The organism is Mesorhizobium sp. PAMC28654 (assembly GCF_020616515.1).
In the GTDB taxonomy this organism is placed as follows: Bacteria; Pseudomonadota; Alphaproteobacteria; order Rhizobiales; family Rhizobiaceae; genus Mesorhizobium.
This window is the reverse complement of sequence record NZ_CP085135.1, coordinates 3,248,134-3,273,283: the sequence shown is the minus strand read 5'-3', so window position 1 is coordinate 3,273,283 and position 25,150 is coordinate 3,248,134. Positions and strand designations below refer to the sequence as shown.

24 protein-coding genes are annotated in these 25,150 nt (G+C 63.9%); 17 read left to right on the top strand and 7 right to left on the bottom strand.

The genetic code is table 11. The features are described from left to right. Positions 1-146 precede the first annotated feature (146 nt). A complete protein-coding gene (locus LGH82_RS15990) occupies positions 147-1,658 on the top strand; it encodes a UxaA family hydrolase (RefSeq protein ID WP_227349380.1) in 1,512 nt (503 codons plus the stop codon). 15 nt (positions 1,659-1,673) lie between these two features. Here LGH82_RS15990 and LGH82_RS15985 read toward each other — a convergent pair whose 3' ends face one another. Then, entirely contained in the window at positions 1,674-2,432 is a 759-nt protein-coding gene (locus LGH82_RS15985; RefSeq protein WP_227349379.1) for a GntR family transcriptional regulator, read from the bottom strand. Between the two features lie 248 nt (positions 2,433-2,680). On the opposite strand from LGH82_RS15985, the gene LGH82_RS15980 reads away from it, so the two are divergent. The 7 genes from LGH82_RS15980 to LGH82_RS15950 all read left to right on the top strand — a co-directional run bounded on the left by LGH82_RS15980 (position 2,681) and on the right by LGH82_RS15950 (position 9,699). Beyond that, a complete protein-coding gene (locus tag LGH82_RS15980) occupies positions 2,681-3,430 on the top strand; it encodes an SDR family NAD(P)-dependent oxidoreductase (protein ID WP_227349378.1) in 750 nt (249 codons plus the stop codon). A 15-nt stretch (positions 3,431-3,445) separates the two neighbouring features. Then, positions 3,446-4,291: a fumarylacetoacetate hydrolase family protein gene (locus LGH82_RS15975; RefSeq protein WP_227349377.1), complete on the top strand. Its 846-nt coding sequence runs from the start codon at positions 3,446-3,448 to the stop codon at positions 4,289-4,291. 20 nt (positions 4,292-4,311) lie between these two features. Then, the gene (locus tag LGH82_RS15970) at positions 4,312-5,160 is read left to right on the top strand and encodes an amidohydrolase family protein (RefSeq protein WP_227349376.1); all 849 of its coding nucleotides are present in this window, start codon (positions 4,312-4,314) and stop codon (positions 5,158-5,160) included. 151 nt (positions 5,161-5,311) lie between these two features. Further along, positions 5,312-6,784, top strand: coding sequence for a sugar ABC transporter ATP-binding protein (locus tag LGH82_RS15965; RefSeq protein WP_227349375.1), 1,473 nt, complete (start codon positions 5,312-5,314; stop codon positions 6,782-6,784). Continuing rightward, complete coding sequence (locus LGH82_RS15960) at positions 6,781-7,776, top strand: ABC transporter permease (protein ID WP_227349374.1); 996 nt, start codon at positions 6,781-6,783, stop codon at positions 7,774-7,776. Before LGH82_RS15965 ends, LGH82_RS15960 begins: the two co-directional genes overlap by 4 nt. Next, a complete protein-coding gene (locus tag LGH82_RS15955) occupies positions 7,776-8,738 on the top strand; it encodes an ABC transporter permease (RefSeq protein WP_227349600.1) in 963 nt (320 codons plus the stop codon). Before LGH82_RS15960 ends, LGH82_RS15955 begins: the two co-directional genes overlap by 1 nt. Before the next feature lie 25 nt (positions 8,739-8,763). Beyond that, on the top strand, positions 8,764-9,699 hold the full coding sequence (locus LGH82_RS15950) for a sugar ABC transporter substrate-binding protein (RefSeq protein WP_227349373.1): 936 nt from the start codon (positions 8,764-8,766) through the stop codon (positions 9,697-9,699). A 287-nt stretch (positions 9,700-9,986) separates the two neighbouring features. Here the strand turns inward: LGH82_RS15950 and LGH82_RS15945 are convergent, their stop codons facing one another. Continuing rightward, positions 9,987-10,859, bottom strand: coding sequence for an alpha/beta fold hydrolase (locus LGH82_RS15945; RefSeq protein WP_227349599.1), 873 nt, complete (start codon positions 10,857-10,859; stop codon positions 9,987-9,989). Positions 10,860-11,160: 301 nt separating this feature from the next. Between LGH82_RS15945 and LGH82_RS15940 the strand changes: the two genes are divergently transcribed. Beyond that, on the top strand, positions 11,161-11,727 hold the full coding sequence (locus LGH82_RS15940; RefSeq protein WP_227349372.1) for a TetR/AcrR family transcriptional regulator: 567 nt from the start codon (positions 11,161-11,163) through the stop codon (positions 11,725-11,727). A gap of 39 nt (positions 11,728-11,766) precedes the next feature. Next, positions 11,767-12,537 (top strand): YoaK family protein, encoded by a 771-nt coding sequence (locus LGH82_RS15935; RefSeq protein ID WP_227349371.1) that lies wholly within the window; start codon positions 11,767-11,769, stop codon positions 12,535-12,537. 29 nt (positions 12,538-12,566) lie between these two features. Here the strand turns inward: LGH82_RS15935 and LGH82_RS15930 are convergent, their stop codons facing one another. Beyond that, positions 12,567-13,595 carry a hydroxyacid dehydrogenase gene (locus LGH82_RS15930; RefSeq protein ID WP_227349370.1) on the bottom strand — a complete coding sequence of 343 codons (1,029 nt, stop codon included), beginning with the start codon at positions 13,593-13,595 and terminating at the stop codon, positions 12,567-12,569. A 110-nt stretch (positions 13,596-13,705) separates the two neighbouring features. Further along, on the bottom strand, positions 13,706-14,632 hold the full coding sequence (locus LGH82_RS15925; protein WP_227349369.1) for a glycosyltransferase family 2 protein: 927 nt from the start codon (positions 14,630-14,632) through the stop codon (positions 13,706-13,708). Between the two features lie 454 nt (positions 14,633-15,086). Between LGH82_RS15925 and LGH82_RS15920 the strand changes: the two genes are divergently transcribed. The 7 genes from LGH82_RS15920 to LGH82_RS15890 all read left to right on the top strand — a co-directional run bounded on the left by LGH82_RS15920 (position 15,087) and on the right by LGH82_RS15890 (position 21,412). After that, positions 15,087-16,148 (top strand): LacI family DNA-binding transcriptional regulator, encoded by a 1,062-nt coding sequence (locus tag LGH82_RS15920; protein ID WP_227349368.1) that lies wholly within the window; start codon positions 15,087-15,089, stop codon positions 16,146-16,148. Between the two features lie 78 nt (positions 16,149-16,226). Then, on the top strand, positions 16,227-17,216 hold the full coding sequence (locus tag LGH82_RS15915; protein ID WP_227349367.1) for a substrate-binding domain-containing protein: 990 nt from the start codon (positions 16,227-16,229) through the stop codon (positions 17,214-17,216). A gap of 80 nt (positions 17,217-17,296) precedes the next feature. Further along, on the top strand, positions 17,297-18,289 hold the full coding sequence (locus LGH82_RS15910) for an ABC transporter permease (RefSeq protein WP_227349366.1): 993 nt from the start codon (positions 17,297-17,299) through the stop codon (positions 18,287-18,289). Then, positions 18,286-19,062, top strand: a complete 777-nt coding sequence (locus tag LGH82_RS15905; RefSeq protein WP_227349365.1) for an ATP-binding cassette domain-containing protein — start codon at positions 18,286-18,288, stop codon at positions 19,060-19,062. Before LGH82_RS15910 ends, LGH82_RS15905 begins: the two co-directional genes overlap by 4 nt. Positions 19,063-19,066: 4 nt before the next feature. Next, positions 19,067-19,921 carry a sugar phosphate isomerase/epimerase family protein gene (locus LGH82_RS15900; protein ID WP_227349364.1) on the top strand — a complete coding sequence of 285 codons (855 nt, stop codon included), beginning with the start codon at positions 19,067-19,069 and terminating at the stop codon, positions 19,919-19,921. A gap of 112 nt (positions 19,922-20,033) precedes the next feature. After that, positions 20,034-20,519, top strand: a complete 486-nt coding sequence (locus LGH82_RS15895; RefSeq protein WP_227349363.1) for a hypothetical protein — start codon at positions 20,034-20,036, stop codon at positions 20,517-20,519. Positions 20,520-20,728: 209 nt separating this feature from the next. Further along, positions 20,729-21,412, top strand: a complete 684-nt coding sequence (locus LGH82_RS15890; protein WP_227349362.1) for a TetR/AcrR family transcriptional regulator — start codon at positions 20,729-20,731, stop codon at positions 21,410-21,412. 10 nt (positions 21,413-21,422) lie between these two features. On the opposite strand, the gene LGH82_RS15885 is transcribed toward LGH82_RS15890, so the two are convergent. From LGH82_RS15885 to LGH82_RS15875, 3 genes are read right to left on the bottom strand one after another with little or no spacing between them, the layout of a single operon-like run. Continuing rightward, positions 21,423-21,950 (bottom strand): hypothetical protein, encoded by a 528-nt coding sequence (locus tag LGH82_RS15885; protein ID WP_227349361.1) that lies wholly within the window; start codon positions 21,948-21,950, stop codon positions 21,423-21,425. Further along, positions 21,943-24,825, bottom strand: a complete 2,883-nt coding sequence (locus LGH82_RS15880) for a sarcosine oxidase subunit alpha family protein (protein WP_227349360.1) — start codon at positions 24,823-24,825, stop codon at positions 21,943-21,945. The genes LGH82_RS15885 and LGH82_RS15880 overlap by 8 nt, the downstream gene beginning before the upstream one ends. Continuing rightward, a complete protein-coding gene (locus tag LGH82_RS15875) occupies positions 24,822-25,088 on the bottom strand; it encodes a sarcosine oxidase subunit delta (RefSeq protein WP_227349359.1) in 267 nt (88 codons plus the stop codon). Before LGH82_RS15875 ends, LGH82_RS15880 begins: the two co-directional genes overlap by 4 nt. Between the last annotated feature and the right edge of the window lie 62 nt (positions 25,089-25,150).

The following is a 25,150-nucleotide window of genomic DNA, read 5'->3' as shown; positions in this document are numbered from 1 at the left end:
CTCCCTCAATCAAATAGGCGTTGGGCCAAAGCGGCTCCAAACGCAGCCTGTCGCCTTGACCGCTTCTGCCTGTTATATTAGTATTCTTCCATAACGCGCGTTGGCAAGAGTTCCCGTCGCGCCTTCTCTCACACCCCGACGGTACCATGGCGCGCACTATTCGACTGACAGACGCCGACAACATTGTCCTGGCGATCGACTCCCTGTCCCCTGGTGACGAGGTGGGGACTGCCACCGCCGCGCAGCGCGTTCCGCGCGGGCACAAGATGGCGGTCCAGCCGATCGCCAAGGACGGAGCAATCGTCAAATACGGTCAGGTCATCGGCTTCGCCAGGGAGGACATCGCGCCGGGCACGTGGGTGCACGAACACAATGTCTATCTCCATGCCTTCGACCGCGACTACCAGTTCGGCGTCGACGCAAAGCCGACGCGCTATGTCGCGCCGGAGCGGCGCCGCACCTTCCAGGGCTTCAGGCGCGCCAACGGCAAATACGGCACGCGCAATTACATCGCGGTGCTGACCTCGGTGAACTGCTCGGCCACCGCGTCACGGTTCATAGCCGACCAGGTCAACCGCTCGGGCATTCTCGCCGATTACCCGAACATCGATGGCGTCATCTCGCTGGTGCACGGCACAGGCTGCGGCCTCGACACGCATGGCGAGGCCTATGAACTCTTGAAGCGCACGCAATGGGGCTTTGCCACCAACCCCAACATTGGCGGCGTGCTGATGGTCGGGCTGGGCTGCGAAGCCTTCCAGATCCCGCGCTGGATGCAGTCCTATGGCATCAGCGAAGACACCACCTTCCGCACGCTGACGATCCAGGAGGTCGGCGGCACCCGCAAGACCGTGGAGGCCGGCGTCAAGGCCATCCACGACATGCTCGCGGTCGTCAACCAGACCGAGCGCACGCAGGCGCCGGCCTCGGAACTGATGCTGGCGCTGCAATGCGGCGGCTCCGACGGTTATTCGGGCATAACAGCCAATCCGGCGCTCGGCGTCGCGGTCGATCTGCTGGTCGCCGAGGGCGGCACGGCGATCCTCTCCGAGACCCCGGAGATTTATGGCGCCGAGCATCTCTTGATGCGTCGCGCCGAGAATGCCGGGATCGGCGAGAAACTGGCCGAACGCATCCGCTGGTGGGAGGACTACACCGCGCGGCACAATATGGAGATGAACAACAACCCTTCGCCGGGCAACAAGGCCGGCGGCCTGACCACCATCCTGGAAAAGTCGCTTGGGGCGGCCGCCAAGGGCGGTTCCACCAATCTCACCGGCGTCTTCAATTACGCCGAACCCGTCACGACCAATGGCCTCGTCTTCATGGATACGCCCGGCTACGACCCGGTCTCGGCGACGGGCCAGGTCGCCGGTGGTGCCAACATGCTCTGCTTCACCACCGGCCGTGGCTCCGCCTTCGGCTGCAAGCCGACGCCGTCGATCAAGCTCGCCTCCAATTCGCTGATCTATGAAAAGATGATCGAGGACATGGACCTCAATTGCGGCGATGTCCTCGATGGCGCTTCGCTGGCCGACAAGGGAGAGGAGATCCTGCTGAAAATCCTCGCCGTGGCTTCGGGCGAGCGCACCAAATCCGAACTGCTGGGCTACGGCGACAGCGAGTTCGTGCCGTGGTCGGTCGGCGCCACCATGTAGCGCCCAACTGCCGGTTCAGGCGATCAGCAGCGAAGCGGGCTCGGCGTCGAGCAGCGAGATCGTGTTGCGCAGCGATGTCTCGAGATGCGTCCGCAGCGCCGTCATGGAACCGGCCTGGTCGCGTCTGGCAAGAGCGTCGAGGATGGCGCGGTGCTGGGCGATCGTCTCCTGGCCGGCGCCGGGCGAGGGCAGCGACAACAGCCGGCAGCGATCCATCTGCGCTTTCGAGACGTCGACGACCTTCCACAGCATGGCGAGGCCGTTCACCTCGGCGATGTAGCGATGAAAGTCGTCATCCCTGGCGATCGCCTCGTCGAAACGCCCGCGCTTCACCGCGGTCTCATGGGCGTTGATGATGTCTTCCAGGTCCTGGATATGATGGGTCTCGATGACGACCGCTGCCCGCTTGATGCTCTCGAGTTCGAGCGCGATGCGGATGATGTAGGCCTCCTCGACCTGCTTGCGGCTGATATCGGCGACGAAGGTGCCGTTCTGGGCGAAGACCTCGATCAGGCCCTCGTCGCTGACCTTCTTGACCGCCTCGCGCACCGGCGTGCGGGAGATGCCGAGCTTGTTGGCGATCTCGATCTCGTTGATCGGCGCCCCCGGCGCGAGCTTGCCGGTGACGATCGCCTTGCGCACCAGCGCATAGATCTGGTCCCGCAGCGGAATGGCGCGGTTCAACGACACGCCTTGCAGGAACTCGGTCAGCCTGTCTTCGCCGCCTTGTGCCGCCTGCGGTCTGCCTGTCGTATCCGATGGTCTCGAAGCCATGACGTTTGTCCCTGCCGCTTCCTGTCGAGCGGCGTTCGCATACCATTGGGCGCCAGACTGGTACAATTCAATCCGCTCGGCATCCAAGGCACGATTGAAGGCTTGCATTATACTAGTGTAATGTGCAAGAGCAATCGTGCTGGCGGCGGGACGATCGGGAGCGAGAAGCGCCGCCGCGCGAGGACATGGTCCCAAGCGGATCCCAACATTCTTCAAGACCCAATCATTATTCAAGGGAAGGCTTGCCGATGAACAGGATTGATCTCGACGGTCAGGTGGCTGTCGTGACGGGTGGTGCGCAGGGCCTGGGCCTTGCCTTCGCAAAGCGCATCCTGGCCTCCGGCGCCAAGGTGTGCCTGTGGGACGTCAATGGCGATCGCTTGCAGGCGGCCAAGGCGGAACTGGGCGGTGGCGCGGTCGAGACGGTCGTGGTCGACATCGTCGATGCCGACGCCGTCGTGGCGGCGCACGGCCGCACAGAGTCCGCGCTCGGGCCTGTGTCGATCCTGGTCAATTCGGCGGGCATCGCCGGTCCCAACCACACGTTGGAAACCTATCCGGTCGCGGATTGGAAGCGGGTCATCGACATCAACCTGCATGGCACTTTTCACGTCAACCGCGCCGTCGTGCCGTCGATGAAGGCGCAAGGCTACGGCCGCATCGTCAACGTCGCCTCGATCGCCGGCAAGGAAGGCAACCCCAACGCATCAGCATATTCGGCGTCGAAGGCCGCCGTCATCGGCATGACCAAGTCGCTCGGCAAGGAACTGGCCGGGCTCGACATCGCCGTCAACTGCATCACGCCGGCCGCGGCGCGCACGCCGATCTTCGACCAGATGAAGCAGGAACACATCGACTACATGCTGTCGAAGATCCCGCGCGCCCGCTTCCTCGAAGTCGACGAAGCCGCCAACATGGTGGCGTGGCTGGTCTCGAAGGAAAACAGTTTCACCACCGGCGCCGTCTTCGACCTGTCCGGCGGCCGCGCCACCTATTGACCCCGGAGTAATCAGATGAAACTGCTGCGTTACGGCCCCTCGGGCGCCGAGAAACCCGGCCTTCTGGATGCCGACGGTAACATTCGCGACCTCAGCGGAAGGGTTGCCGATGTCGGCGGAACCGACATCTCGCCCGAAAGCCTCGCGCGTCTGGCGGCCATCGATCCGGCCTCGCTGCCGAAGGTCGAGGGCAATCCCCGGCTGGGTCCGTGCGTTACCGGCACCGGCAAGTTCATCTGCATTGGCCTGAACTATGCCGATCATGCCGCGGAGTCGGGCATGGCGGTGCCGTCCGAGCCGGTCATCTTCATGAAGGCCACCTCGGCGATCGTCGGTCCCGACGACGATGTGCTGATCCCGCGCGGTTCGCAGAAAACCGATTGGGAAGTCGAACTTGGCATCATCATAGGCAAGACCGCGAAGTATGTCTCCGAGGCCGAGGCGCTCGATTATGTAGCCGGCTATTGCGTGGCGCATGACGTGTCCGAACGGGCGTTCCAGACAGAGCGCCAGGGCCAGTGGACCAAGGGCAAGAGCTGTGACACGTTTGGCCCAACCGGCCCATGGCTGGTCACCAGGGACGAGATAGCCGATCCGCAGAACCTCAAGATGTGGCTGACCGTCAATGGCGAGACCATGCAGAACGGATCGACCAAGACCATGGTCTATGGCGTCGCCCATCTGGTCTCCTACCTGTCGCGGTTCATGTCGCTGCATCCCGGCGACATCATCTCCACCGGCACGCCGCCCGGCGTCGGCATGGGCATGAAGCCGCAGCGCTGGCTCAAGCCGGGAGATGTCGTCGAACTCGGCATTGACGGGCTTGGATCACAGAAACAGCACGTCCGCGCCGACGGCTGAGATCGCGAGAGGAGCCCGCCATGGCTGCCCCCATCGTTGATGCGCATCACCATTTCTGGCGGGTCGACCGTGGCGACTATCATTGGATGTCGCCGGGCATGGGGCTGCCGCTCTACCGCGATTACCTGCCGCAAGACATGGCGCCGCTCCTGCGCAAGGCTGGGGTCGACAAGACGGTCGTCGTCCAGGCCGCACAGACGGAGGACGAAACCGCCTTCCTGCTGGCGCTTGCCAGCGAGGCCGATTTTGTCGCCGGCGTGGTCGGCTGGCTCGATATGGAGGCCCCGGCCTTCGCCGCCAAGCTTGATACGCTGATTGCCAATCCCAAATTCGTCGGCCTGCGGCCCATGCTGCAGGACCTGGCTGATGATGGCTACATCCTGCGGCCGGCTGTTATCTCCAGCCTGCGTGTCATTGCCGAGCGCGGCGTTGCCTTCGATGTCCTGACTTATCCCCGCCACCTCAGAAACGTCGCCAAGGCCCTCGAAGCCGTGCCCGGATTAAGGGCGGTGATCGATCACATCTCGAAGCCGTCCATCGCATCCGGCGCGTTCAATGGCTGGGCCAGCGACCTGCAGCGCATTGCAGCCTTTCCCAATGTCTTCTGCAAGCTCTCGGGGATGATCACCGAGGCCGATCACGGCAACTGGCGTCCGCAAGACCTGAAACCCTATGTCGACCAGGCGCTGCTCTCTTTCGGGGCCGATCGCCTGATGTTCGGCAGTGACTGGCCTGTCTGCCTGCTGGCGGGCAGTTATGCCGAGGCGCTCAACGCGCTGCGCACTGTTCTCGATCCTCAGCTATCGAAGGATCAGCAGGCTGCCGTTTACGGCCTGAACGCCGTCCGTTTCTACCAGCTGTCGATCTGATGCCGAACTGCCCAAGAACCATGCGGGACAATCCTTGCATCGGGTATTATATTAGTGTTATAGGACAACGAAGGCTGCAGCGCGGCCGCCACGCATCTGAAATCGGGAACGGGTGAGGGACGGGATGTCGGCCGCGGCGAGCGCTCTTCGCATGCAAGGGATCAGCAAGATCTTCCCAGGCGTGAAGGCGCTGTCGGACGTCAATTTCTCTGTCGATTTCGGCCGCGTCCACGCCATTGTCGGCGAGAACGGCGCCGGCAAATCGACGCTGATGAAGGTGCTCAGCGGCACCTATCTACCGACCACCGGCACCACCGAGGTCGGTGGCGTGGAGGTGCGCATGCGCAAGCCCGCCGACGCCCAGAAGCTCGGCATCCGGATGGTTCATCAGGAACTGAACCTGGTGCCCGACCTCTCTGTCGCCGAAAACGTCTATCTCGGCCGCATGCCGCGCAAATGGCTGCTGGTCGACAAGGCCGCAATGATCCGTAACGCGGCCGCCGTCCTGAAGGAACTAGGCGCGGACATCGATCCCAAGGCGCGGCTCGGCGATCTCTCGATCAGCAAGCAACAGCTGGTGGAGATCGCCAAGGCTTATGCGGCAACCCCTCGCATCATCGTGCTGGACGAGCCGACATCGAGCCTGAGCGAGCACGAAACGGCGGCGCTGTTTCGGATTCTCCGCAAGATGAAGGCGCAGGGCATCGCCATCGTCTACATCAGCCACCGCCTGAAGGAAGTGCTGGAGATCGCCGATGACGTCACCATCCTGCGCGACGGCAGCATGATCGAGTCGCGCCCGGCGGACGGCATCACCGCGGCGCAGATGATCAAGCTGATGGTCGGCCGCGAGGTCACCAATGTATTCCCGAAGACCCCCTCGACCATCGGCGCCCCGGTGCTGAAGGTCAGCGGCCTCGGCGACGGCGCCACCTTCTCCAATGTCAGCTTTGACGTTCGCGCCGGAGAGATACTCGGCCTGACCGGCCTCGTCGGCGCCGGCCGCACCGAAGTGGCCAAGGCGATCTTCGGCCTGTCCACGCTGACCGCCGGCAGCATCGAGACCCATGGCAAGCCCGTCACCATCCGCTCGCCCTCGGCGGCGATGAAGGCCGGCATCGCCTATGTCCCGGAAGATCGCAAGGGCGACGGCATCATCCCGTCGATGACGGTGCGCGAGAACATCAGCCTGCCCGTATTGCGCCGGCTTTCCAGGTTCAGCCGCGTCAGCATGAGCGCTGACCGCCAGCTGGCGGCGAAATACGCCGCGGATTTCTCGATCGTCCCGCCCGATCCCGAGCGCCGCATCAATCTTCTCTCCGGCGGAAACCAGCAGAAGGCCGTCATCTCCAAATGGCTGTCGGCCAAGCCGTCCGTGCTCATTCTCGACGAGCCGACGCGCGGCGTCGATGTCGGCGCCAAGGCCGAAATCCACCGCATCATCGGCGAACTGGTCGCGAAGGGAATGGCGGTCGTGATGATCTCCTCCGAGTTGCCCGAAGTGCTTGGCGTCTGCGACCGGGTGGTCGTCATGCGCGACGGCCGCGCCTCGCCGGCCATCGAGCGCAAGGACCTGTCGGAAGAGCGTATCATGGCGCTCGCCACGGGCGAAGAAACGGCATGACGGACATCGCCCTCTCCATGCAGGATCGTACAAATCCACGCTTCAACCGTGGCAATCGGTTCGTTGATACGGCATCACGCGCGGGCCTCCTCATCGCCATCCTGGCGGTGGTGCTCTACGGGTCGCTCGCCAGCCCGGTGTTCTTCACCACTGGTAATCTGGTCAATGTCCTGACCTCGATGGCCATCGTCGGCATTGTCGTGGTGGGCATGACCTTCGTTCTCGTCGTTGGCGGTCTGGCCGATCTTTCCGTGCCGGCGACGATCGCCTGCGGCGCCATCCTGTCGCTTGCCCTGCAGCCCATGATCGGCCCGGTTCCGGCCTTCATCCTGGCCGTCGCTCTGGCCGGGGCCTGCGGCCTCGTCAACGGATTGCTCGTCGGCTATGTCGGCATCAACCCGATCATCGCCACGCTCGGCGTCGGCACGATCGTGCTTGGCATCGTCCAGGCGGCCGTCGGCGGCGTCATCGTCTACGGCACGGACCCGGCCTCGGCGGCATTGGTGAAAAGCCGCGTGCTGGGCATCCCGACCATCGCCCTGATCTTCCTGGCTATCGCCATCGTCGGAAACTTCGTCCTGTCCCGCTCCTTCTGGGGCCGGTGGACGATCGCTACCGGCGGAAACTACAACGCTGCCGAAGCCAGCGCCGTGCCGGTTCGCGCCGTCAAGGCCGGCGCCTTCATCATCACCGCATTGTGCTCGGGCCTGAGCGGTGCGTTGCTCGGATTGACCCTGCAGAGCGCTCGGCCGCTGGTCGGCACCGGCTACGAGTTCAGCGCCATCACCGCCGTCGTGGTCGGCGGCGTCTCGATCATGGGCGGTTTCGGCTCGGTGCCGCGCGCCATCGCCGGGCTGGTCTTCGTCCAGTTGCTCACCAACGTCATGGTGCTGCAGGGCGTGCGCACGCCCGTCCAGGGCTTTGTCCTCGGCCTACTGATCGCCATTGCGGTCGCCCTCGATGTCGCCCTTCGCAAGCGGGGTGTTGCGTGATGGCTCTCCTCTCGCAAATCGCCCGCTACCGGGTCGCGCTCATCCTCGGCCTCACGCTTGTGGTGGCCTCGCTGCTGGTGCCAGGCTTCCTCAGCCTGACGACGCTTGGCCTCGGCCTCGACCGCAGCTCGACCATCGGCATCATCGCTATCGGCCTGACGGTCTTGCTGATCGCCGGCCAGATCGACCTGTCGGGGGGCGCGGTGTTTGCGTTGGCGGGCATCGTTTCGATCGAGCTGCAGCCGAGCCTCGGGCTCTGGCCGGCAGCCTTCATCGGTGTTCTGACCGGAGCCGCGGCTGGCGTGCTGAACGGCATCCTGTCTGTGGGCTTCAAGGTCAACTCGCTGGTTGCGACGCTCGCCACCATGCTGATCTTCCGGTCGATCGCGCACTGGATCACGGCAAGCCAGCCGGTATCCGGCACCGACATCATGTTCTCGCTGGCCCTGGCCAAGATCTATTTCGACATCTTCACCGTGCGCAGTGCGCTGTTCCTGGTTGCCATCCTGCTGCTGCATTTCTGGCTGACCCGCACGGTGTCCGGTCGCAACCTGTTCGCCGTTGGCTCGAACGCGATTGCCGCCGAGGCGAGCGGCATCTCGTCTGGCAAGATGGTGTTTCTCGGCTTCGTCTTCGCCAGCACGCTGGCGGGGGTCGCGGGCGTGCTGCAGAGCCTCGCCACCAACACCGGTTCGCCGATGTTTGGCTCGGAGCTGACTGTCTCGGTGATCGCGGCCGTGGTCGTCGGCGGCACTCGCCTCGAAGGTGGGCGGGGTTCGGCGCTCGGCACACTCGGCGGCGTTCTCACCATCGCCTCGCTGACCACCGCGATGGAGTTCCAGTCCATCCCCGCCTACGTCCAGCAGGTCGTCGCCGGCCTTATTCTCATTCTGCTCGTCGTCCTCGACCGCACGGTCAGGACGACCGCGCGGGCCAACACGCGGGCCGCTGCATCTGTCTGAAAATCGCATTCAAAAGGAGGAAACCATGACTACCAGGAAAACCGCATTGCTTATCAGCGCCATGGCGCTACTGGCTTCAGCCGGCTGGGCTGAGGCCAAGACGGTCTGCTACGTGACGGCGGCCGACTCGCATGCCTATGCGACGCCGGCAAACAAGGCGCTCGAGGCCCGCGCCAAGGAACTCGGCATCGAGGTGCTCGGTCTCAGCCAGAATTTCGATGTCCAGACCGGCACCGAGCAGTTGAACACCTGCATCGCCCGCAAGGCCGACGGCATCATCCTGTGGCCGCTCGACCCGCAGGCCTACATCCCGGCGCTGGCCCGCGCGCAGCAGGCCAACATCCCGGCCATCCTCATCAATTCGCCGATGAGCGACCAGGCCAAGCCCTTCATCAAGTCGTTTACCGGCCCCGACGTTTACGAGGAAGGCAAGATGGCGGCCGACTCGCTGAACACGGCGCTGAAGGGCGAGGGTTCGGTGATCGTCATCGCCGGCCAGGCCGGCAACGGCACCACCATTGGCCGCGTCGGTGGCTTCGTCGACCATCTCAAGGAACTAGGCAGCAAGATCGAGGTTCTCGACACCGTCAATGCCGACTTCGACCAGCAGAAGGCGCTGGTCGCCAGCCGCGACCTGATCACCCGCTTTGGCGACAAGATCAACGGCGTCTACGCCAATGACGACACCATGGCGCGCGGCTTCATCGACGCCTGGAAGGAAGCCAATCCCGGCAAGCCGACGCCGCCGATCGTCGGCATCAACGGCCAGAAGGACGCCTTCGAGTCGATCAAGTCCGGCGAGATGTATTCGACCATCGTCCAGTCGCCCGACGAGGACGGCAAGCTCGCCATCAACACCATGGCCGAAATCCTCGACGGCAAGGAAGTCAAGGATCGCATCCCGATCCCGCTGACCGTCGTCACCAAGCAAAACGTCGAGACCACCAAGCCCGCGTTCTGATTTTCTCAGGGCCACTTCTCGAAAGACTACGATCAGACCCGGCATTTGCTGGGCCTTTTCGTTTCTCGGCTAAGTTTGTCGGTGTCTACGCCCGAACACAAAAAACCCCCGCCGGCAGGGAGCCAGGCGGGGCATTGATTGGAGGAGCTCAGGATCGAATGGGAGACGATCCGACAGAGAAACGAGGGCGCCGCGCAAAGGTTCCAGCGCTCGCCTGGCCTTCCGCATGTTTGTTTGAGCATGATCCCGAAAACCGGCTACTGCTTTTTGGGATCATGTTCCGTTGATCATGCCAGCCCACGGGCAACGGCGCGCAGGATGATCGCACGCGCCTCGCGGCCCTCCGGCGTCGGCAGTCCCGGATAATTATGCGGCTGGCCCTTTCGCAGGTGAAGCTCGACCGGCACGCCCGCCGCGCGCGCCTTGGCAGCCAGATTGATGCTGTCGGGATAGAGCAGGTCGCGCGTGCCGGAGAACACGATCATCGGCGCCAGCCCATGGAAATCGCCATTTAAAGGACTGACGTAGGGGTGTGCGACATCCAGGTCTCCGGCATAGAGACGCGCTCCTTCGATCGTTCCCGGAATATCCAGCAGGGGATCACGGGCGGCCAGCATCTTCCGCTCCGGGCTGTCCAGCAAGGCATTTACCCCCGGTGAGATCAGTACCAGCCCGTTCGGTTGCCGGTGTCCATGGTCTCTGAGCCACTGCGCCGCCGCCAGCCCCAGGCCGGCGCCGGCCGAGTTGCCGATTACCAGGACCTTGGCCGGTCCGGCCTCGCCGAGAAGCCTGCGAAGCAGTTCGCCCGTGGCCGGCACGACTTCGCCAGCGGTACGGCGTGGAGCCAGCGGATAGATGGGCACGACACAGCGCACGCCAGCCTCGCGGCTCAGCATGCCGATGATGCGCCAATGGGCGCGGACGATCTCGTTGATATAGCCGCCGCCGTGCAGGAAGAAGACGATGTTGCCGCCGTCCGGACCGGCAGATGGCGCCGTCTGATACATTGGCCATCCCGCCGCATCCTTGCGGCTCACCGCGACGCCGCGGCCCACGCCTTTTGGTTCATGGAGGACCGGCTGCAATGCCAGTTTGCGCACGTGCTCCCGCACGGCAGCAGCGGAGGCCAGCCGCTTCTTGAAGGGCAGCAACCGAAGCACGGCGTTGATACAGCTGCTCTGCCAGCTTGGTCTGGCGTCGTCTGGCAGCAATGCCGGCAGCGCTCTTCCATCCTCTCGAAGTTCGCGTTCTGAAACGATCTTCCCAAAGCCCATGATTACTTCCTGTCCGGGTTCGGCTGATTTGCCCGCTCGGCGCGTCATGGCCTCTGTCCATTCGCCGGCGTCCGGAGCTATAATACGAGCGATAACTCGTATTTACCTACTCGCATTCGGAGCGCGGGCCGTGGCGCGAAAGCCGCTTACGAAACCCAGGAAGAACGCCTCTCAGGAGCGGTCGCGCGTGACAGTCGACGCGCTCATTGAAGCAACCGCTCGCATTCTGGTCAGGGAAGGTTTCGACAAGGCCAGTACCAACCGGATAGCCGAAGCGGCGGGCGTCAGCGTCGGTTCGCTCTACCAATATTACCCAAGCAAGGAGGCGCTCGTTGCCGCCGTCATCGATCGTCACAACCAGGAGATCATGCAGGTCGTGCTTGCCGCCTTCGCGGACGTCGCTTTGTTGCCCGTCGAGATAGCGGTGCGGAGGCTGGTCGCGGTGGCGATAAAGGCGCATCAGATCGACCCGAAGCTGCATCGCGTCCTTGCCGAGCAGATCCCGCGTACAGGACGCCTTGCGGATGTCGAAGCCTTCGGCCGCGAAACCTATGCGCTGTTCCGGGCCTACCTCGAAGCGCACCGTGGCGAACTGCGCACGACCGATCTCGGCATGGCGGCTTTCGTGTCGGTGACCTCGATAGAGGCGCTGGCTCACACGGCGGTTCTGAACCGCCCTGAAAAGCTTGGGAGTGCCGAGGTTCAAGCGCTCATGGACGAGGCTACGCGGCTTGTGGTTGGGTATCTGAAATAACCTTGCTCTCGCTGCAAGGAAGGCAAAGGGGCGTTTGCAATGCTGGTTCGCGAAGGTGATCAACGGACAATCGATATCGACGTTCGCTTGGCGGCGCTGCTCGCGGCCGTGGCTGGCGCCCTCAACGCAGCGGGTTTTCAGGCCACCGGTTTCTTCTCCGCGAACATGACCGGCAATGTGTCGGCGCTATCAGATCACCTTGGCCTGGCGCAGTTCGGCCTTGCCGGGCTGTTCTGCTCCCTGGTGATAGCTTTCATCGCCGGCGCCTTCGTTTCCGGTCTGCTGATCGAGGCGGGTCGGAATAGGGGCGTGCGAGCGATCTATGCCTACAGCATTACCCTTGAGGCCGGGATGCTGCTGGCCCTCGGCGTGGTCGACCTCTGCTTGCCAAGCACCCAGAGTGGATCGGCACTCGTCCTTGGCCTCAGTTTCGTCATGGGCCTCCAGAACGCTGCCACGACGCGCATATCGAATGCTCGCATCCGCACCACGCATGTCTCGGGAATGGCCACCGATATTGGCCTGGGGCTTGCCGTGCTGGCAAGCAATCCAACGCAGCGAGCCGATGCCAAAACCCGCCTTCGATTGCATCTCAGCACCATCCTGTCCTTCTTCATCGGTGGGGTCGGTGGGGTCGGTGGGGTCGGTGGGGTCGGTGGGGTCGGTGGGGTCGGTGGGGTCGGTGGGGTCGGTGGCGTCATCGTCTACCTGGCGATCGGCGGATGGCTACTCCTGATCTGTGCCGGTCTGCTTTTTGCCATCGCCTTGCCCGAGGCTAGGCGCGCGCGGCGGACGTCGGATCGAAAATAGGGCAGTGGAACCCACAACTGCTCTGCTTGTCAGTTCCTGTCCGCCGGCTTTGAGCGCATCCGCGATACCGTCTCGCGTTCGGCGCGCTTGGAGCGCAGCGGCGGCAGGCCGCGGTCGATCAGGTCCATGTCCTCCAGCACCATGTCGCCCATGCGTTTGAAGGCGATGTCGAGCGCACCGGCTCGGTGGGCCGAGCGCAGGAAGCCGGGCAGGGCGCGGACGGGGTGGTCCCGCGCCAGCGGTTCTTCCGGGAAGACGTCGCTGGCGGCGACGATGTGGCCGCTCTTCACCGCCGCCATCAGCGCCGGGAAGTCGACCACGCCGGCGCGGCTGAGCAGGATGAAGGCGGCGCCCTTGCGCATGCTGGCAAAGGCATCGCCGCCGAGAAAACCCTGGTTCTCTGATGTCACCGAGGCGACAACGAAAACGAAGTCGCTGGTCGACAGAACCTCGTCAAGCGAAGCCGGTTCGACGCCATTGTCGATCAGGATCGACGGCGGCAGCCAGGGATCGAAGACTTTTGTCCGGGTGCGGAAACCGGTCAGCAGTCGGTTCAGCGCGCGGCCGAGATCGCCGAAGCCGATGATGCCGACATCGGCGCCGGAAAGCAGTCGCGCTGTCTGGTTGCCATCGCCGCCCCACAGCTCCTTGCCTTGCCTGAAGGCAAGGTCGGCATCGACGATGTCGCGGGCGAGGTTGAGCGCCATGGCAAGGCCAAGCTCGGCCACCGGCTCGGCGAACACCTGCCCGGTGGTGACGACATGGATGCCGCGCGCGAACAGCGTCTCATAGGGCATGTTGTTGATCAGATTGGTCTCGACATTGAAGACGCAGCGCAGCGCCCTCAGCTTGTCGAGTGTCTCCGCCGTGATCGGCGGCTGGCCAACGATGTAGCGGGCTTCCGCCAGCACGGTGTCCGTCAGCGCCGCGACGCCCTCGGGTGTCGTTTCGACGATGCGATACTTCGCACGAAAGCGCGCCAGCTGCGGCGGCGTGAAGATCAGGTCAAGCGTGCGTGGTTCCGGCGCACTGATGATCAGCGGCAAGGCGTCGGACATGGCAAATCCCTCCCGGCGCGATCACTGTCGCGCCTCTCAGACAGAATGTTTCGTTCGGATCGAGCAACTGACCACACTATCGGCCGCAGACCTTCGAATGGCATAGGGCATCACGCCGATAGTCCGGCCGGCAGGCGTGACATCTGAGCCGGATAGTGAAGCAGCATGTAACGCCAGGCCTGCCGCAGAGCCAGGCCCAGGCGACGATCCTCGATCAGCATGACCCTCGCGCCTGGAAGATCGAGAAAGCCGTCCTTGCTGGCGCTGTTTGACGCCCAGACGACAGCCTGCTTGCCAGCTTTGGTGGCCTCGCGAAAGAAGCGTGCTTGCCAGTTATGACCGGGCTCGCGCCCTACCAATGTTCTTTCAGCAAGGGCCACTCGCAAATCGATGGCGGCGGCGGCCCGCAAAGGCAGATGAAACACTTCCAGGCTGTCTGCAAGCGTTGGCCAGGAGTTGCCCAGAAGCTGGTGCTGACCCCAGTCTATATGGACTGGCCCGTCGGCTCTGAAGCCAATCTTGGGCATGCTGGCACAAACGAACGGTCGTTCGTAGCGTTCGACCGTTTCTGGCGATGTGTCGGCAAACACCGGAGCCCGATATCGTACATTGAGCAAGCCCCGCCGGCTGAAACCGGTTTGACCACGATCCTGAACGAAATGCAGCCAGCGACCGACAAAGACGCCTGGACCTTTCGCAGCGATGCGGATCCGTGCCGCATCAATGTTCCAGAACTCATCCGAGTCGAACGGGAAGACGATCGGATAGCCGTCGGCGATCGCCGTATTCGCGGCTTCATTTATCACTTGCTTCTGCCGGTAGACCGGGTCGCCAGTTTTCTCGACAATAATCTTGTTGCCGGCACGGCTGATCGATTGAAGCGCCTCATAGGTTCCGTCAGTCGACCCATCATCGATGAACACCAGCCGATCGAAACCAATCCGCAGATAATGGCCACACAGGAAAGGCACGAGATCGGCCGCATCCTTGATCATGCAGACACCGCAAATCAACGGATTGGACATATCGCGATTCACCACATCTGTTCCCAAACTTGGCCGGATGACTCACCCCGCCAACCTTTCGTCAATCTGTCTTTGTTCGTGGCGATGCTCCCTCCGCCAGCGTGAAAGTCAACCAACCGGATATTGGCCTGTCAATGGAAGTCTTTTTGTCCTCACCTGGCGCGGAAGGCCATGGCCGCGGCCGGCTTGAACGCCGGATGAGCAGGCTTTTTGGTCGGCTGCTGGCGTGCCCTCGCCAACCGCCGGGCGATGCGCACCGATGCGCAGGGCCTTGATGCGGATCGTAAAAGCACGGAACATTGCGCCAAAGTCGATTCTCCCCCGGGTCGGGCCCGATGGTTTGTTTCTGGGCGACGCGAAATGCTGAGTATGCCTCCGATGAAACGATTTACAACTGCGAAAAATCGATTTATCCATTTCATCAGCGGAGCATGATGCAAGGTCCCGCACCTCGGGAGGAGGACAGATGGCGCATAGGGAAGCCCGGCAGCGCCGCTCGTCGATCCATGACGTGGCAAGCCGCGCCGGCGTGTCCGCGGCCACCGTCTCCAAGGTCATGGCGGGCGTCACCACGGTAAAGCCCGAAAATGCGCAGCGCGTCTTCGATGCCGTCGAGCAATTGGGCTACCGCGTCGATCCGCTCGCTTCCGACATGCGCAGGGCCAAGCGCCGCATCATCGGCGCCATCATGCCCGAGTTTGAAAGCGAGTTCTTCGGCCAGATGGTCACCCAGCTCGAAAGCCTGGCCGAGCAGCGCGGCTACACGCTGGTGGCGGCCTCGAGCCGCGAATCCGAGACTCGCGAAAAGGAGATCCTCGCCCGCATGCACGACTGGCGCGTCGCCGGCGTGGTGCTGGCGCCTGTACGCAACGAGCACGGCCCGGCGGCCGAATTCATGAAGGCCAATGGCATGACCGGCGTGCTGATCGACCGTGTGCTGTCCGACGATGCTTTCGACACGGTTTCCGCCGACAGCGCGGCGGCCAGCGCCGAGGTGGCAAGGATGCTGGTTGGCAAGGGCCATCGCCATGTGCTGGTCATCGGCCTCGCCGAGCAGGCGGCGACGGTTCGCGCCCGCCTCGACGGCTTCCGTGGCGAGGCATTGGCGCTCGACCCGTCGATCCGCATCGACGTCATCTTGTCGGAGGTCAGCGTCGAGCCGTTGCGGGCATCGGTGCGCGACTATTTCGAGCGAGGCGAGCGACCGACCGCCGTCTACTCGCTGCTGCTGAAGGGCACGCTGGTCGCGCTTTCCGAATTCCGCCGGCGCGGCTGGCATTGCCCCAACGACATCTCGCTGGTCGGCTTCGACGACGCCGAATGGATGCAGGTGACATGGCCGGCGATCGCCGCCGTGGTGCAGCCGGTGCGGCAGATCGCCAGCGAAGCGATGAACCTTTTGTTTCGCAGGATAGGGGGCGAGGAGGGCCAGCCTACCGCACGGCTCGAGCCCTGCCAGGTTTTGATGCGGGAATCCGTTGGCTCGCCAGGCAACGGCCCGCATTCCGGGGGAGGAGACCGACAGTAGCCCCCATTGTCGAAGACGGAAGGCAGGCGCCGGACCTGGCTGTGGCTCGCGGCGCGCGACATCAACAGGAGGAAGACGATGACAGCATTCGTTCTGAAGATAAATCGATTTACTCTGGCTTTGGGCGTTGCAATGGCGCTCTCGGCCATCTCCGTGGCAAAGGCCGACGACGCCGAATATGGCGTGCTGATGAAGACGCTGGCCAATCCGTTCTGGGGCGCGATGGCCCAAGGCGTCGATGCCGGCGCCAAGGAGGCCGGCGTGAAGATCTTCCAGCAGGCGGCCGAAAGCGACCAGGCGGCCGAGCCGCAGCTGAACCTCTGCAACACCATGCTGGAGCGCAAGCCGGCGGCGATGATCACCGCCGCCATCAACTCGACCAATCTGTTGCCGTGCCTGAAGACGGCGCAGGAGGCTGGCATCAAGATCGTCGATCTCGACAACAATCTCGACCAGGCGGTGCTCGACAAGGAAGGCATCAAGGTCACCTTCCACATCGGCTCCGACAACAATGCCGCCGGCGCGCAAGGGGCGGAATATCTCGTCTCCAAGCTAGGCAAGGACGCCAAGGGTCCGGTGCTGGTGATCGAGGGCTTGTCCGGCAACATCACCGGCGAGAAGCGCGCCAAGGGTTTTGCAGACAAGCTCAAGGAATTGGCGCCTGGATTGCAGATCGTCGCCTCGCTGCCGGGTGACTGGGATCGCGGCAAGGCGGCCTCGATCGCCACCGACACGCTGACGGCGCATCCCGACCTCATTGCCATCTTCTGCGCCAATGACGGCATGGCGCTGGGCGCGGTCGAATCCGTCTACGCCGCCGGCAAGGGTCCGCAGGTGACAATCATCGGCGTCGACGGCAATTCGGATGCGGTCAAGTCGATCAAGGAAGGCCGCCTCAATGCCTCGGTGGCACAGTTGCCCTACCTCGTCGGCAAGCAGGCGGTCGAGAACGTCAAGAAGGCGCTGGCCGGCGACAAGGTCGAGGACAGCATCGCCGTGCCGACCCTGGTGCTGACCAAGGACGTGCTCGACGCCGGCAAGGAGCCGACGCTCGAATATGTGAAATAGTCCTCCCAAGGACTGGGGGTAACTCCCCGAAGGCTGGCGCGGGAGCCCGCGCCAGCCACCTCTTTCAAAGGTGGAAAGATATGTCTCCTGAAATGGCGCGGCCGGGTTTCTGGACCCGGGTGCAGCGCGCATCCGTCGAACGGCTTCACATTCGCCTGGAATCGCTGCTCGTGCTTGTAGCGCTGAGCGCTGTGATGGCGGTATTGTCGCCCTACTTCCTGTCGCTCAGCAATTTCCTGAACATCCTCCTGGCGACATCGACGATCGGCGTGCTGGCCATCGCCGCCACCTTCGTCATCGGCTCGGGCGGGCTCGATCTGTCGCTCGGCTCGGTCATGGGGCTGGCTGGCGTCGCCGGTGCCTTCGTCGCCGTCAATCTCGGCTGGCCTTCGGTGTTCGCGGTCTGCGCCTGCATCATCGCCGGCGGCCTTGCCGGCTACGTCAACGGCCAGCTCGTCACCCGCGCCTTCGTGCCGGCCTTCATTGTCACGCTCGGCATGCTAGGCCTGGCGCGCGGGCTGGCGCTTGTCATCTCGCAGGGCAGGGCGATCTATGGCCTGCCGCCCGAAATCGTCTATATCGGCCAGGGCCGTCCGTTCGGCATTCCGATGCCGGTCATCCTGCTGGTGCTGACGGCCATCGTGGCCCACTGCCTGCTCGCCTACACGCGCTTTGGCCGCCACACGCTGGCGCTGGGTGACAGCGAAGGCGCAGCGCGCGCCGCGGGCATCCGCGTCGAGCATCATCGCCGCATCATCTACACGCTGTCGGGGGCGCTCGCCGGCCTTGCCGGCCTGCTGTTCACCGCCCGCGTCAATGCCGGTGACCCGACCGCTGGCATCAACTACGAGCTGACCGCCATCACCGCCGCCATCATCGGCGGCACCAACCTGTTCGGCGGCCGCGCCTCGATCCTCGGCACCATGATCGGCGCGCTGATCATGGGCGTGCTGCAGAACGGGCTGACGCTGCTGGCGGTGCAATCCTACTACCAGCAGATGGCGATCGGCGCGGTGCTGATCCTGGCCGTCTTCATCGACCAGTACCAGGTGCGGAAGGAGTCACGCGTATGACCCTTCTCACCCTGCAAGGCATCCGCAAGAGCTTTGGCGCGGTCGATGTGCTGCATGGCGTCGACCTCTCGGTCGAGGCCGGCGAGGTGATCGGCCTCGTCGGCGACAATGGCGCCGGCAAGTCGACGCTGATGAAGACCATCACCGGCATCTACCGGGCCGATTCCGGCTCTATCCAGCTCGATGGCAGGGACATCCTGCCGCTCGACCCCGGCCAGCGGCGCCGGCTCGGCATAGAGATGATCTACCAGGACCTGTCGCTGGCCAAGCAGCAGGACGTGGCAGCCAACATCTTCCTCGGCCGAGAGCCGGTGAAGAAGCTGTTCGGCCTGTTCCCGGGCTTTGTCGACAAGGCCGAGATGGATCGCCAGGCAGCGAAGATGATCGAGCGGCTGGGCGCGCATCTGCCGTCCATCAACCGCCCGGTCGGCTCGTTTTCGGGCGGCCAGCAACAGACGGTGGCGATTGCCCGCGCCCTGACCTTCAACCCCAGGCTTGTCATCATGGACGAGCCGACGGCCGCCCTTGCCGTGCGCGAGGTGCAGAGCGTGCTCGACCTTATCCGCCGGCTGAAGTCGGAAGGCATCGCCGTCATCCTGATCTCGCACAGGCTCAACGACGTGCTGGCGGTCACCGATCGCATCGTCGTGCTGCGCCATGGCCGCGCCGAGGCCGATCTCGTCACCGCCAAGACCAACATGAACGAAGTCGTCAGCCGCATCGTCGGCGGCGGCGACACCAGCGCCGCGGCGGCGCACGAACAGAGAGGCTGAGCTGATGAATACCTTCGGACTGCACACCTTCGCCATCGCGCCGGTCTGGGATCTCGACCTGATCGAGCCGCAGATGGAGCGGCTGAAGGGGCTCGGCATCGGTCTGCTCGAAATTCCGCTGCTGCGCCCGGAGGAGATCGACACCAGGCGCACCCGCGCCTTCGCCGAACGGCAGGGTGTCGGACTCATTCCGTCGCTCGGCCTGCCTGGCTCGCTCGATGTGGTGGCGCGGCCGGATGAAGCGCTGGCCTTCCTCGAGCCGGCCTTCGGCGTCTGCGAAGCGGTGGGCAGTGCCGCACTCGGCGGCGTGACCTACGGCACCATCGGTAAGACATCTGGCCGAGCTCCGACCAAGCCCGAGATTGATGGCATGTGCCGCTTCCTCGGACGGGCGGCGAAAGCAGCGAAAGCGCATGGGTTGAAGCTCGGCATCGAGCCCTGCAACCGCTATGAGACGCACTTGATCAATCGCGGCGTCGATGCCGCCGTCATTATCGAGCGCGTCGGCGCCGACAACATCTTCATTCATCTCGACACCTACCATATGCATATAGAGGAGGAGAGTTTCGACGACGGCTTCAAGGCAGCCGCGCCCTATCTCGGCTATGTCCACGTCTCGGAAGCCAATCGCGGCGTGCCGGGGCGCGGCATGCTCAACTGGGCGGCCTGCATGAAGGCCATCGCCGATATCGGCTACACCGGCGCCATCACGCTGGAGAGCATGAACCATGTCGATGTCGACATCGCCGGCGGGCTCGCCGTCTGGCGTCCGGTGGCTGACAATCCGGACGATGTGATTGGTGTCGGCTTACCGTTCCTGCGCGAGGAGGCGAGGAAAGCAGGGCTGACGCTGGGTTAGTCCCCTGCTTGCGGATGAGGAGTTCCAAACGACCGACGCTTACGAGCAGTTTACGACCGTGGACTAGGATTCATTCTGTCTGATTCGCCCGTTCGGTCCACTTGGAAACGTCATGAGCAGAGCCCTCACCTCATTCGCCTTGGTCGCCGTCCTGTCGGCATTGCTCATGGCGCTGAGCCTGGCGGTGGCCAGGCATGGCTATCCGTTCGGCGCGGTCGGTGTGAAACGCCTCGAAGGTATCGCCGATGCCGGGACATTCATTCCGCTGGCCGCCATCTACTTCTTCAGCGCGATGCTGATGATGGTGCTGCCCATCCGCGCCGCCAGCATCGTGCTGACCAATGCGGCGGATGCCCTCTTCTGGACGGTGATCGTGCTGTTCGCCACCATCATCGGGTGCCTTGTCGCCAGATGGGTGTTTGGCCAGCCAGAGGCCCTGCGTGCATTGCTGAACTGGCGATTCCTGTTCGCAGTCGCCGTTGTAGGATGCCATATCGTCATGAACGAACTTCGGCGCAACGTCCTGTTGCGCAGCCTGTTTTTCGTTATCTTCGCCGCCGCGACGCTGGCCTGCCTGTTCTGGTCCTTCGTGATCTGACGACAGGTCCTCAATCTGCCCTCATCGGGTTCCTCGACGGCAAGACCGTGATCCTGCTGACGACACCGCCTGGTCGAAGAGTTACGAGGATTTCTGCTCTGGAGCCGTCCGCATGCACGTGCCGGTCAAGAAAGGCGATGATATTCGCTGCCAAGAGCCATCGGTTTTCCATATATTGGCGAGCAGAACAAAAGAATCGGAGCTCGAGAGTGGCCGCACCAAAAGCAGCGCCTTCACAGGTGGAACTAACCGACCAACCGATATCCGACCGCGCCATCCGTACGGCGAAGAGCGATTGGCTCAACCTCGCAATACGAACGCTGATTACAGATGGCATAGACCAGGTAAAAATCCAGGTCATGGCCAAGAAGCTCAACGTCTCCAGGTCGAGCTTCTACTGGTTCTTCAAAAGTCTCCAGGACCTTCACGATCAGCTTCTGCAGAACTGGCTGAACAATTACACGGCTCCGATCATCGAGCGCGCCATGCGGCCGGCGCCGTCGATCAACCGCGCCATCTTGAATGTCTTCGAATGCTGGGTCGACGAGACGCTTTTCGATCCGAAGCTCGACAACGCCGTGAGATTATGGGCGCGCCGCGAGAAGGCGGTCCGCGCGGTTGTCGAGGAAGCGGACAACAGGCGGGTCGACGCCATCACCGCCATGTATTCCCGATACGGATATGACGCCGAGAATGCGTTGATCCGTGCCAGGGTGCTCTATTTCATGCAGATCGGCCACTACACGCTCGACATCCAGGAGCCGATGGACGCCAGGCTTTCGCATGTTCCGGCCTATCTGCGCGCCTTCAGCGGGCAGGAACCCGAACTGGAGGACATCAAGCATTTCGACGCCTTCGTGGCCCGCGCCGCCGCCCGAAACGGCGAGGTATAGCCGGCTAAGTTTATACCCTGATATTGCGAGCCGCATTCTCCATCCAGGTCCACAGATAGGCCGCAAGGCCGCGGTCGACATGGATGCGCAGTGCCGTCCCATGGCGATAGACGATTGCCTCGATGCCGGCGAAGGATAGCGCGGCGCTGGCGCCGACCTGCTGGGGATCGAGCGTCGTTCCGCGCGCCACAAAGGCATCGACCATCTCGCCGGTCACTTCGAATATATGCAGCCCGGCGCTGATCTCCGTCACCGCGAAACCCTGTCTGTGCCAGCCCGTGGCAATGCCCAAGGGCGTGGTGGATACGGCCAGCAGGCGGTCGCGCGCCAGGCGGATCGTATAGCGGATGCCCTCTGCCAGGCCGAATGCGCCGACAGCCGTTCCATCGAAGCCGGATGCCTCGGCCCAGGCGGCAAGGTTGCCGCTGACCAGGTGTTGGTGCGGGCCGGGGACCGAGCCTATCCTGAGCGCCGGCGCCTCGATGTCAGCGTCTTGCCAGTCCGGCGCCTTCGGCCATTTTTCCGCGAGATTACGCATCGAGCCGGCCTCCTTCTGGATCGAAAGCACAGGGCGCGGATATCGTCGCGCGTGTGACCTTGCCGAGATGCTGGATCTCGATCGTCTCTCCGTGGCGTGCGGCGCCGCGTTGGATCAGGCCAAGCGCCACCGGACGGCCGAGCGCCGGGCTCTGGTAGCTGGAGGTGACGAAGCCGAGGCTGGAAAGCTTGCCGTCGCGGCGTTCGATCCCGTGCGCACCTGTCGGCAGCGGCGCTTCACCGGAGGGCACCGTCAGTCCGACAAGCCTCATCCGGTTGTCGCGGGAGGCCTCCTCGGTGAACAGCGAGCGGCGGCCGACGAATTCGGTCTTGCGCTTGGCGCGTGGGCCCTCGACGCCGAGATCCTGCGGCAGCGTGGTGCCGTCCGTGTCCTTGCCGATGACGATATAGCCCTTCTCGGCGCGCAGGATCATCAGCGCTTCCAAGCCGATCACCACGGCGTCGAAAGCTTGGCCGGCCTCACGCAAACGCTGCCACAAAGGCTCGGCGCGATCGGCGCGGATGGAAATCTCGTAGCTCCGGTCGCCGGTGAAGCTGACACGAGCGACCCGGACGGCGTCGCCGTGATAGACGCCGTGGCCGATCGCCATATGCGGCAGGTCGGCATCGTCGAGCGGCAGGCCCAGTTGCAGCGTTTCGAGCAGCTTCCGGGAATTCGGTCCTGAAACCGTCAGTGTCGCCATCTCGGCGGTGGCATTGTGGATGTAGACTGCGTCGCGGCCGAACCGGTCCTGCCGCCATTCCTCCAGCCGCGCGTGAACAGACGTCACATGCGAGGAGGAGCACGACACGATGAACCGGTGCTCATCCAGGCGCACCAGGATGCCGTCGTCGAAGACCACGCCGTTCTCCGAAAGCATGAAACCGTAGCGGCAGCGGCCTGGTTTCAGCGTCGACATGGTGTTGTAGTAGATGAAGTCGACGAATTCGGCGGCTTTCGGGCCCATCACCTCGATCTTGCCGAGCGTCGAGCCGTCGAAGAGCGCCACCGACTGGCGCGCGCGCCGCGCTTCGTCCTGGATCGAGCGTTCCGCATCGCCGCCGCCGTAATAGGCCGGGCGTAGCCAGCCGCCATATTCCTGGAAAACAGCGCCGTCGGCACGGTGGACGTTTTCCAAGGGCAGCCGGCGCACCGGCGCCATCAACTCACCGTATCGCGCGCCGGCAAAGCTGGCGAGCGGAACGGGCGTGAACGGCGGACGGTATGTGGTGGTCCCGACTTCCGGCACCGTGCGTCCGGTGATCCCGGCCATGACAGTCAGGCCAGCCAGATTGGAGGTCTTGCCCTGGTCGGTCGCCATGCCGAGGGTGGTGTAGCGCTTCAAATGCTCGACCGAGACGAAATTTTCCCGCGCCGCGAGCTCGATGTCCTTCACGGTGACGTCGTTCTGGTAGTCGATCCAGATGCGCCCCTTCGAGCCCGGCACCGGCCATGCGGCGACAACGCCGCCGGTCGCTTCCGGTCCCGTGCTGCGCGGCGGCGTCGCTTGCGTTTGGCCAAGGGATGCCACGGCGTTGCCGGCGCTTGCCAACACCTCCGTCAGCGAAACCGCCCCGGCGGCGGCGCCAGCGACAGCAATTCCCTCGACCGGGTCGCCCGGCAGGAAGGCAGCGCGCGCCTCGCTCCAGGCCAGCTTGCCCTTGGCCTGGCAGAAGAGATGGATGGTCGGCGTCCAGCCGCCGGAGACCAGCAGGCTGTCGGCATCGAGCCTTGTGCCATCGTCCAGCGTCACGCCTTCGACGCGCAGCCTGCCACGCGCCGCAGTGACGCTGCGCCCGGTGATCTGCCGCACGCCGGCGGGCATGGCGGGGGTTCCGTTCGGGCGGACATCGACCAAAGTGACGTCAGCGCCGGCACCGGCCAGTGCGCCGGCAACCTCGTAAGCGCTGTCATTGTTGGTGGCGACAACGACGCGGCGGCCGACCAGCACCGCGTGACGCTTGAGATAGGCGAGCGCTGCGTCCGCCGACATGATGCCCGGCAAATCATTGTTGGCGAAGGGCAGCGGCCGCTCGATGGCACCGGTCGCCAAAACGATATGGCGTGGCCTGACCCGCCACAGCGTGTCCGGGCGCCCGTCGAGATGGCGCTGGTTCAGCCCGACCAGATTGTGGTCGTAGATGCCAAAGGCCGTGGTTGACGGCAACACGCGATGGCCGCCATTGACGAGGTCACGAACCGTCTCCTCGACCCAGGTGGCGGCGAGCTTGCCGTCGATCCCGCCGGCGCGATGCCCAAGCGATCCGCCGGGCGTGTGCTGGTCATCGACCAGCATGACGGAGAGCCCGGCACTGGACGCAAGTTTCGCCGCGGCAAGTCCGCCGGGTCCCGCACCCACCACCAGCACGTCGCAATGCGCGTTGATCTGGTCGACCCGGCCCGGCGATGTCCAATCCGCATCCGCCTTGCCCAGTCCCGCCATGGCGCGGATGCGCGGCTCGAACATGTGCCAGTCCGGCCACATGAAGGTCTTGTAGTAAAACGCCGCCGGAATGAAGCGCGAGAAACGGTCAAGGAAGACGTTGCGGTCGGCAAGCGCGTTGGGCGTAGCGTTGACGCTCCTGGCGATTAACCCTTCTCTCGCCGGCTCGGTCGTGGCGCGTGTGTTGGGCGTCGAGGCGACGTTGCCGCTGACATCGACCAGCGCGTTCGGCTCCTCGACGCCGGCGCCCCAGATGCCGCGCGGCCGGTGATATTTGAAGCTGCGGCCGACCACAGCGACATCGCCGGCCAGTAGCGCCGAGGCGATGGTATCGCCGGCAAAGCCATGCACGGTGCCGCCGTCGAAGCTGAATTGGATCGGGCTGGAACGGTCGATGGCGCTGCCGCCGGAGGGGAGACGCGAGGCGCTCACGCCGCGTGCTCCGCGCCGAGTGCGGTTGAGGACAGCACCTTGTGCGTGACGGTGTCACGTTCCATGACGAAGAACTCGCTGCAATTCATGTGAACCCAGATTTCGCGCGTCGTGCCCTTCGGGTTGCCGCGCATGTACAAATAGTTTGCCCAGCGATCGATGGGCACGTCGGTGCCATCCGGGCGGACGTTGCCGGCCTCGCCGCCATAGTGGAATTCGGTCTCGTCGCGCGGACCGCAGAACGGGCAGGGGAAGAGCTGCATGGGAACCTCTAGTCTTGGTCTTTATGCATGTCGTTGCTCCAAAACCGCTGCGCACTTTTGGG

What these genes read in the sequence shown, in the direction of transcription:
- LGH82_RS15885 (WP_227349361.1), bottom strand. Translation starts at nt 21,950, where the DNA reads ATGCGTAATCTCGCGGAAAAATGGCCGAAGGCGCCGGACTGGCAAGAC.
- LGH82_RS15970 (WP_227349376.1), top strand. Translation starts at nt 4,312, where the DNA reads ATGGCTGCCCCCATCGTTGATGCGCATCACCATTTCTGGCGGGTCGAC.
- LGH82_RS15910 (WP_227349366.1), top strand. Translation starts at nt 17,297, where the DNA reads ATGTCTCCTGAAATGGCGCGGCCGGGTTTCTGGACCCGGGTGCAGCGC.
- LGH82_RS15900 (WP_227349364.1), top strand. Translation starts at nt 19,067, where the DNA reads ATGAATACCTTCGGACTGCACACCTTCGCCATCGCGCCGGTCTGGGAT.
- LGH82_RS15905 (WP_227349365.1), top strand. Translation starts at nt 18,286, where the DNA reads ATGACCCTTCTCACCCTGCAAGGCATCCGCAAGAGCTTTGGCGCGGTC.
- LGH82_RS15920 (WP_227349368.1), top strand. Translation starts at nt 15,087, where the DNA reads ATGGCGCATAGGGAAGCCCGGCAGCGCCGCTCGTCGATCCATGACGTG.
- LGH82_RS15875 (WP_227349359.1), bottom strand. Translation starts at nt 25,088, where the DNA reads ATGCAGCTCTTCCCCTGCCCGTTCTGCGGTCCGCGCGACGAGACCGAA.
- LGH82_RS15975 (WP_227349377.1), top strand. Translation starts at nt 3,446, where the DNA reads ATGAAACTGCTGCGTTACGGCCCCTCGGGCGCCGAGAAACCCGGCCTT.
- LGH82_RS15965 (WP_227349375.1), top strand. Translation starts at nt 5,312, where the DNA reads ATGCAAGGGATCAGCAAGATCTTCCCAGGCGTGAAGGCGCTGTCGGAC.
- LGH82_RS15955 (WP_227349600.1), top strand. Translation starts at nt 7,776, where the DNA reads ATGGCTCTCCTCTCGCAAATCGCCCGCTACCGGGTCGCGCTCATCCTC.
- LGH82_RS15915 (WP_227349367.1), top strand. Translation starts at nt 16,227, where the DNA reads ATGACAGCATTCGTTCTGAAGATAAATCGATTTACTCTGGCTTTGGGC.
- LGH82_RS15960 (WP_227349374.1), top strand. Translation starts at nt 6,781, where the DNA reads ATGACGGACATCGCCCTCTCCATGCAGGATCGTACAAATCCACGCTTC.
- LGH82_RS15930 (WP_227349370.1), bottom strand. Translation starts at nt 13,595, where the DNA reads ATGTCCGACGCCTTGCCGCTGATCATCAGTGCGCCGGAACCACGCACG.
- LGH82_RS15990 (WP_227349380.1), top strand. Translation starts at nt 147, where the DNA reads ATGGCGCGCACTATTCGACTGACAGACGCCGACAACATTGTCCTGGCG.
- LGH82_RS15935 (WP_227349371.1), top strand. Translation starts at nt 11,767, where the DNA reads ATGCTGGTTCGCGAAGGTGATCAACGGACAATCGATATCGACGTTCGC.
- LGH82_RS15895 (WP_227349363.1), top strand. Translation starts at nt 20,034, where the DNA reads ATGAGCAGAGCCCTCACCTCATTCGCCTTGGTCGCCGTCCTGTCGGCA.
- LGH82_RS15950 (WP_227349373.1), top strand. Translation starts at nt 8,764, where the DNA reads ATGACTACCAGGAAAACCGCATTGCTTATCAGCGCCATGGCGCTACTG.
- LGH82_RS15980 (WP_227349378.1), top strand. Translation starts at nt 2,681, where the DNA reads ATGAACAGGATTGATCTCGACGGTCAGGTGGCTGTCGTGACGGGTGGT.
- LGH82_RS15985 (WP_227349379.1), bottom strand. Translation starts at nt 2,432, where the DNA reads ATGGCTTCGAGACCATCGGATACGACAGGCAGACCGCAGGCGGCACAA.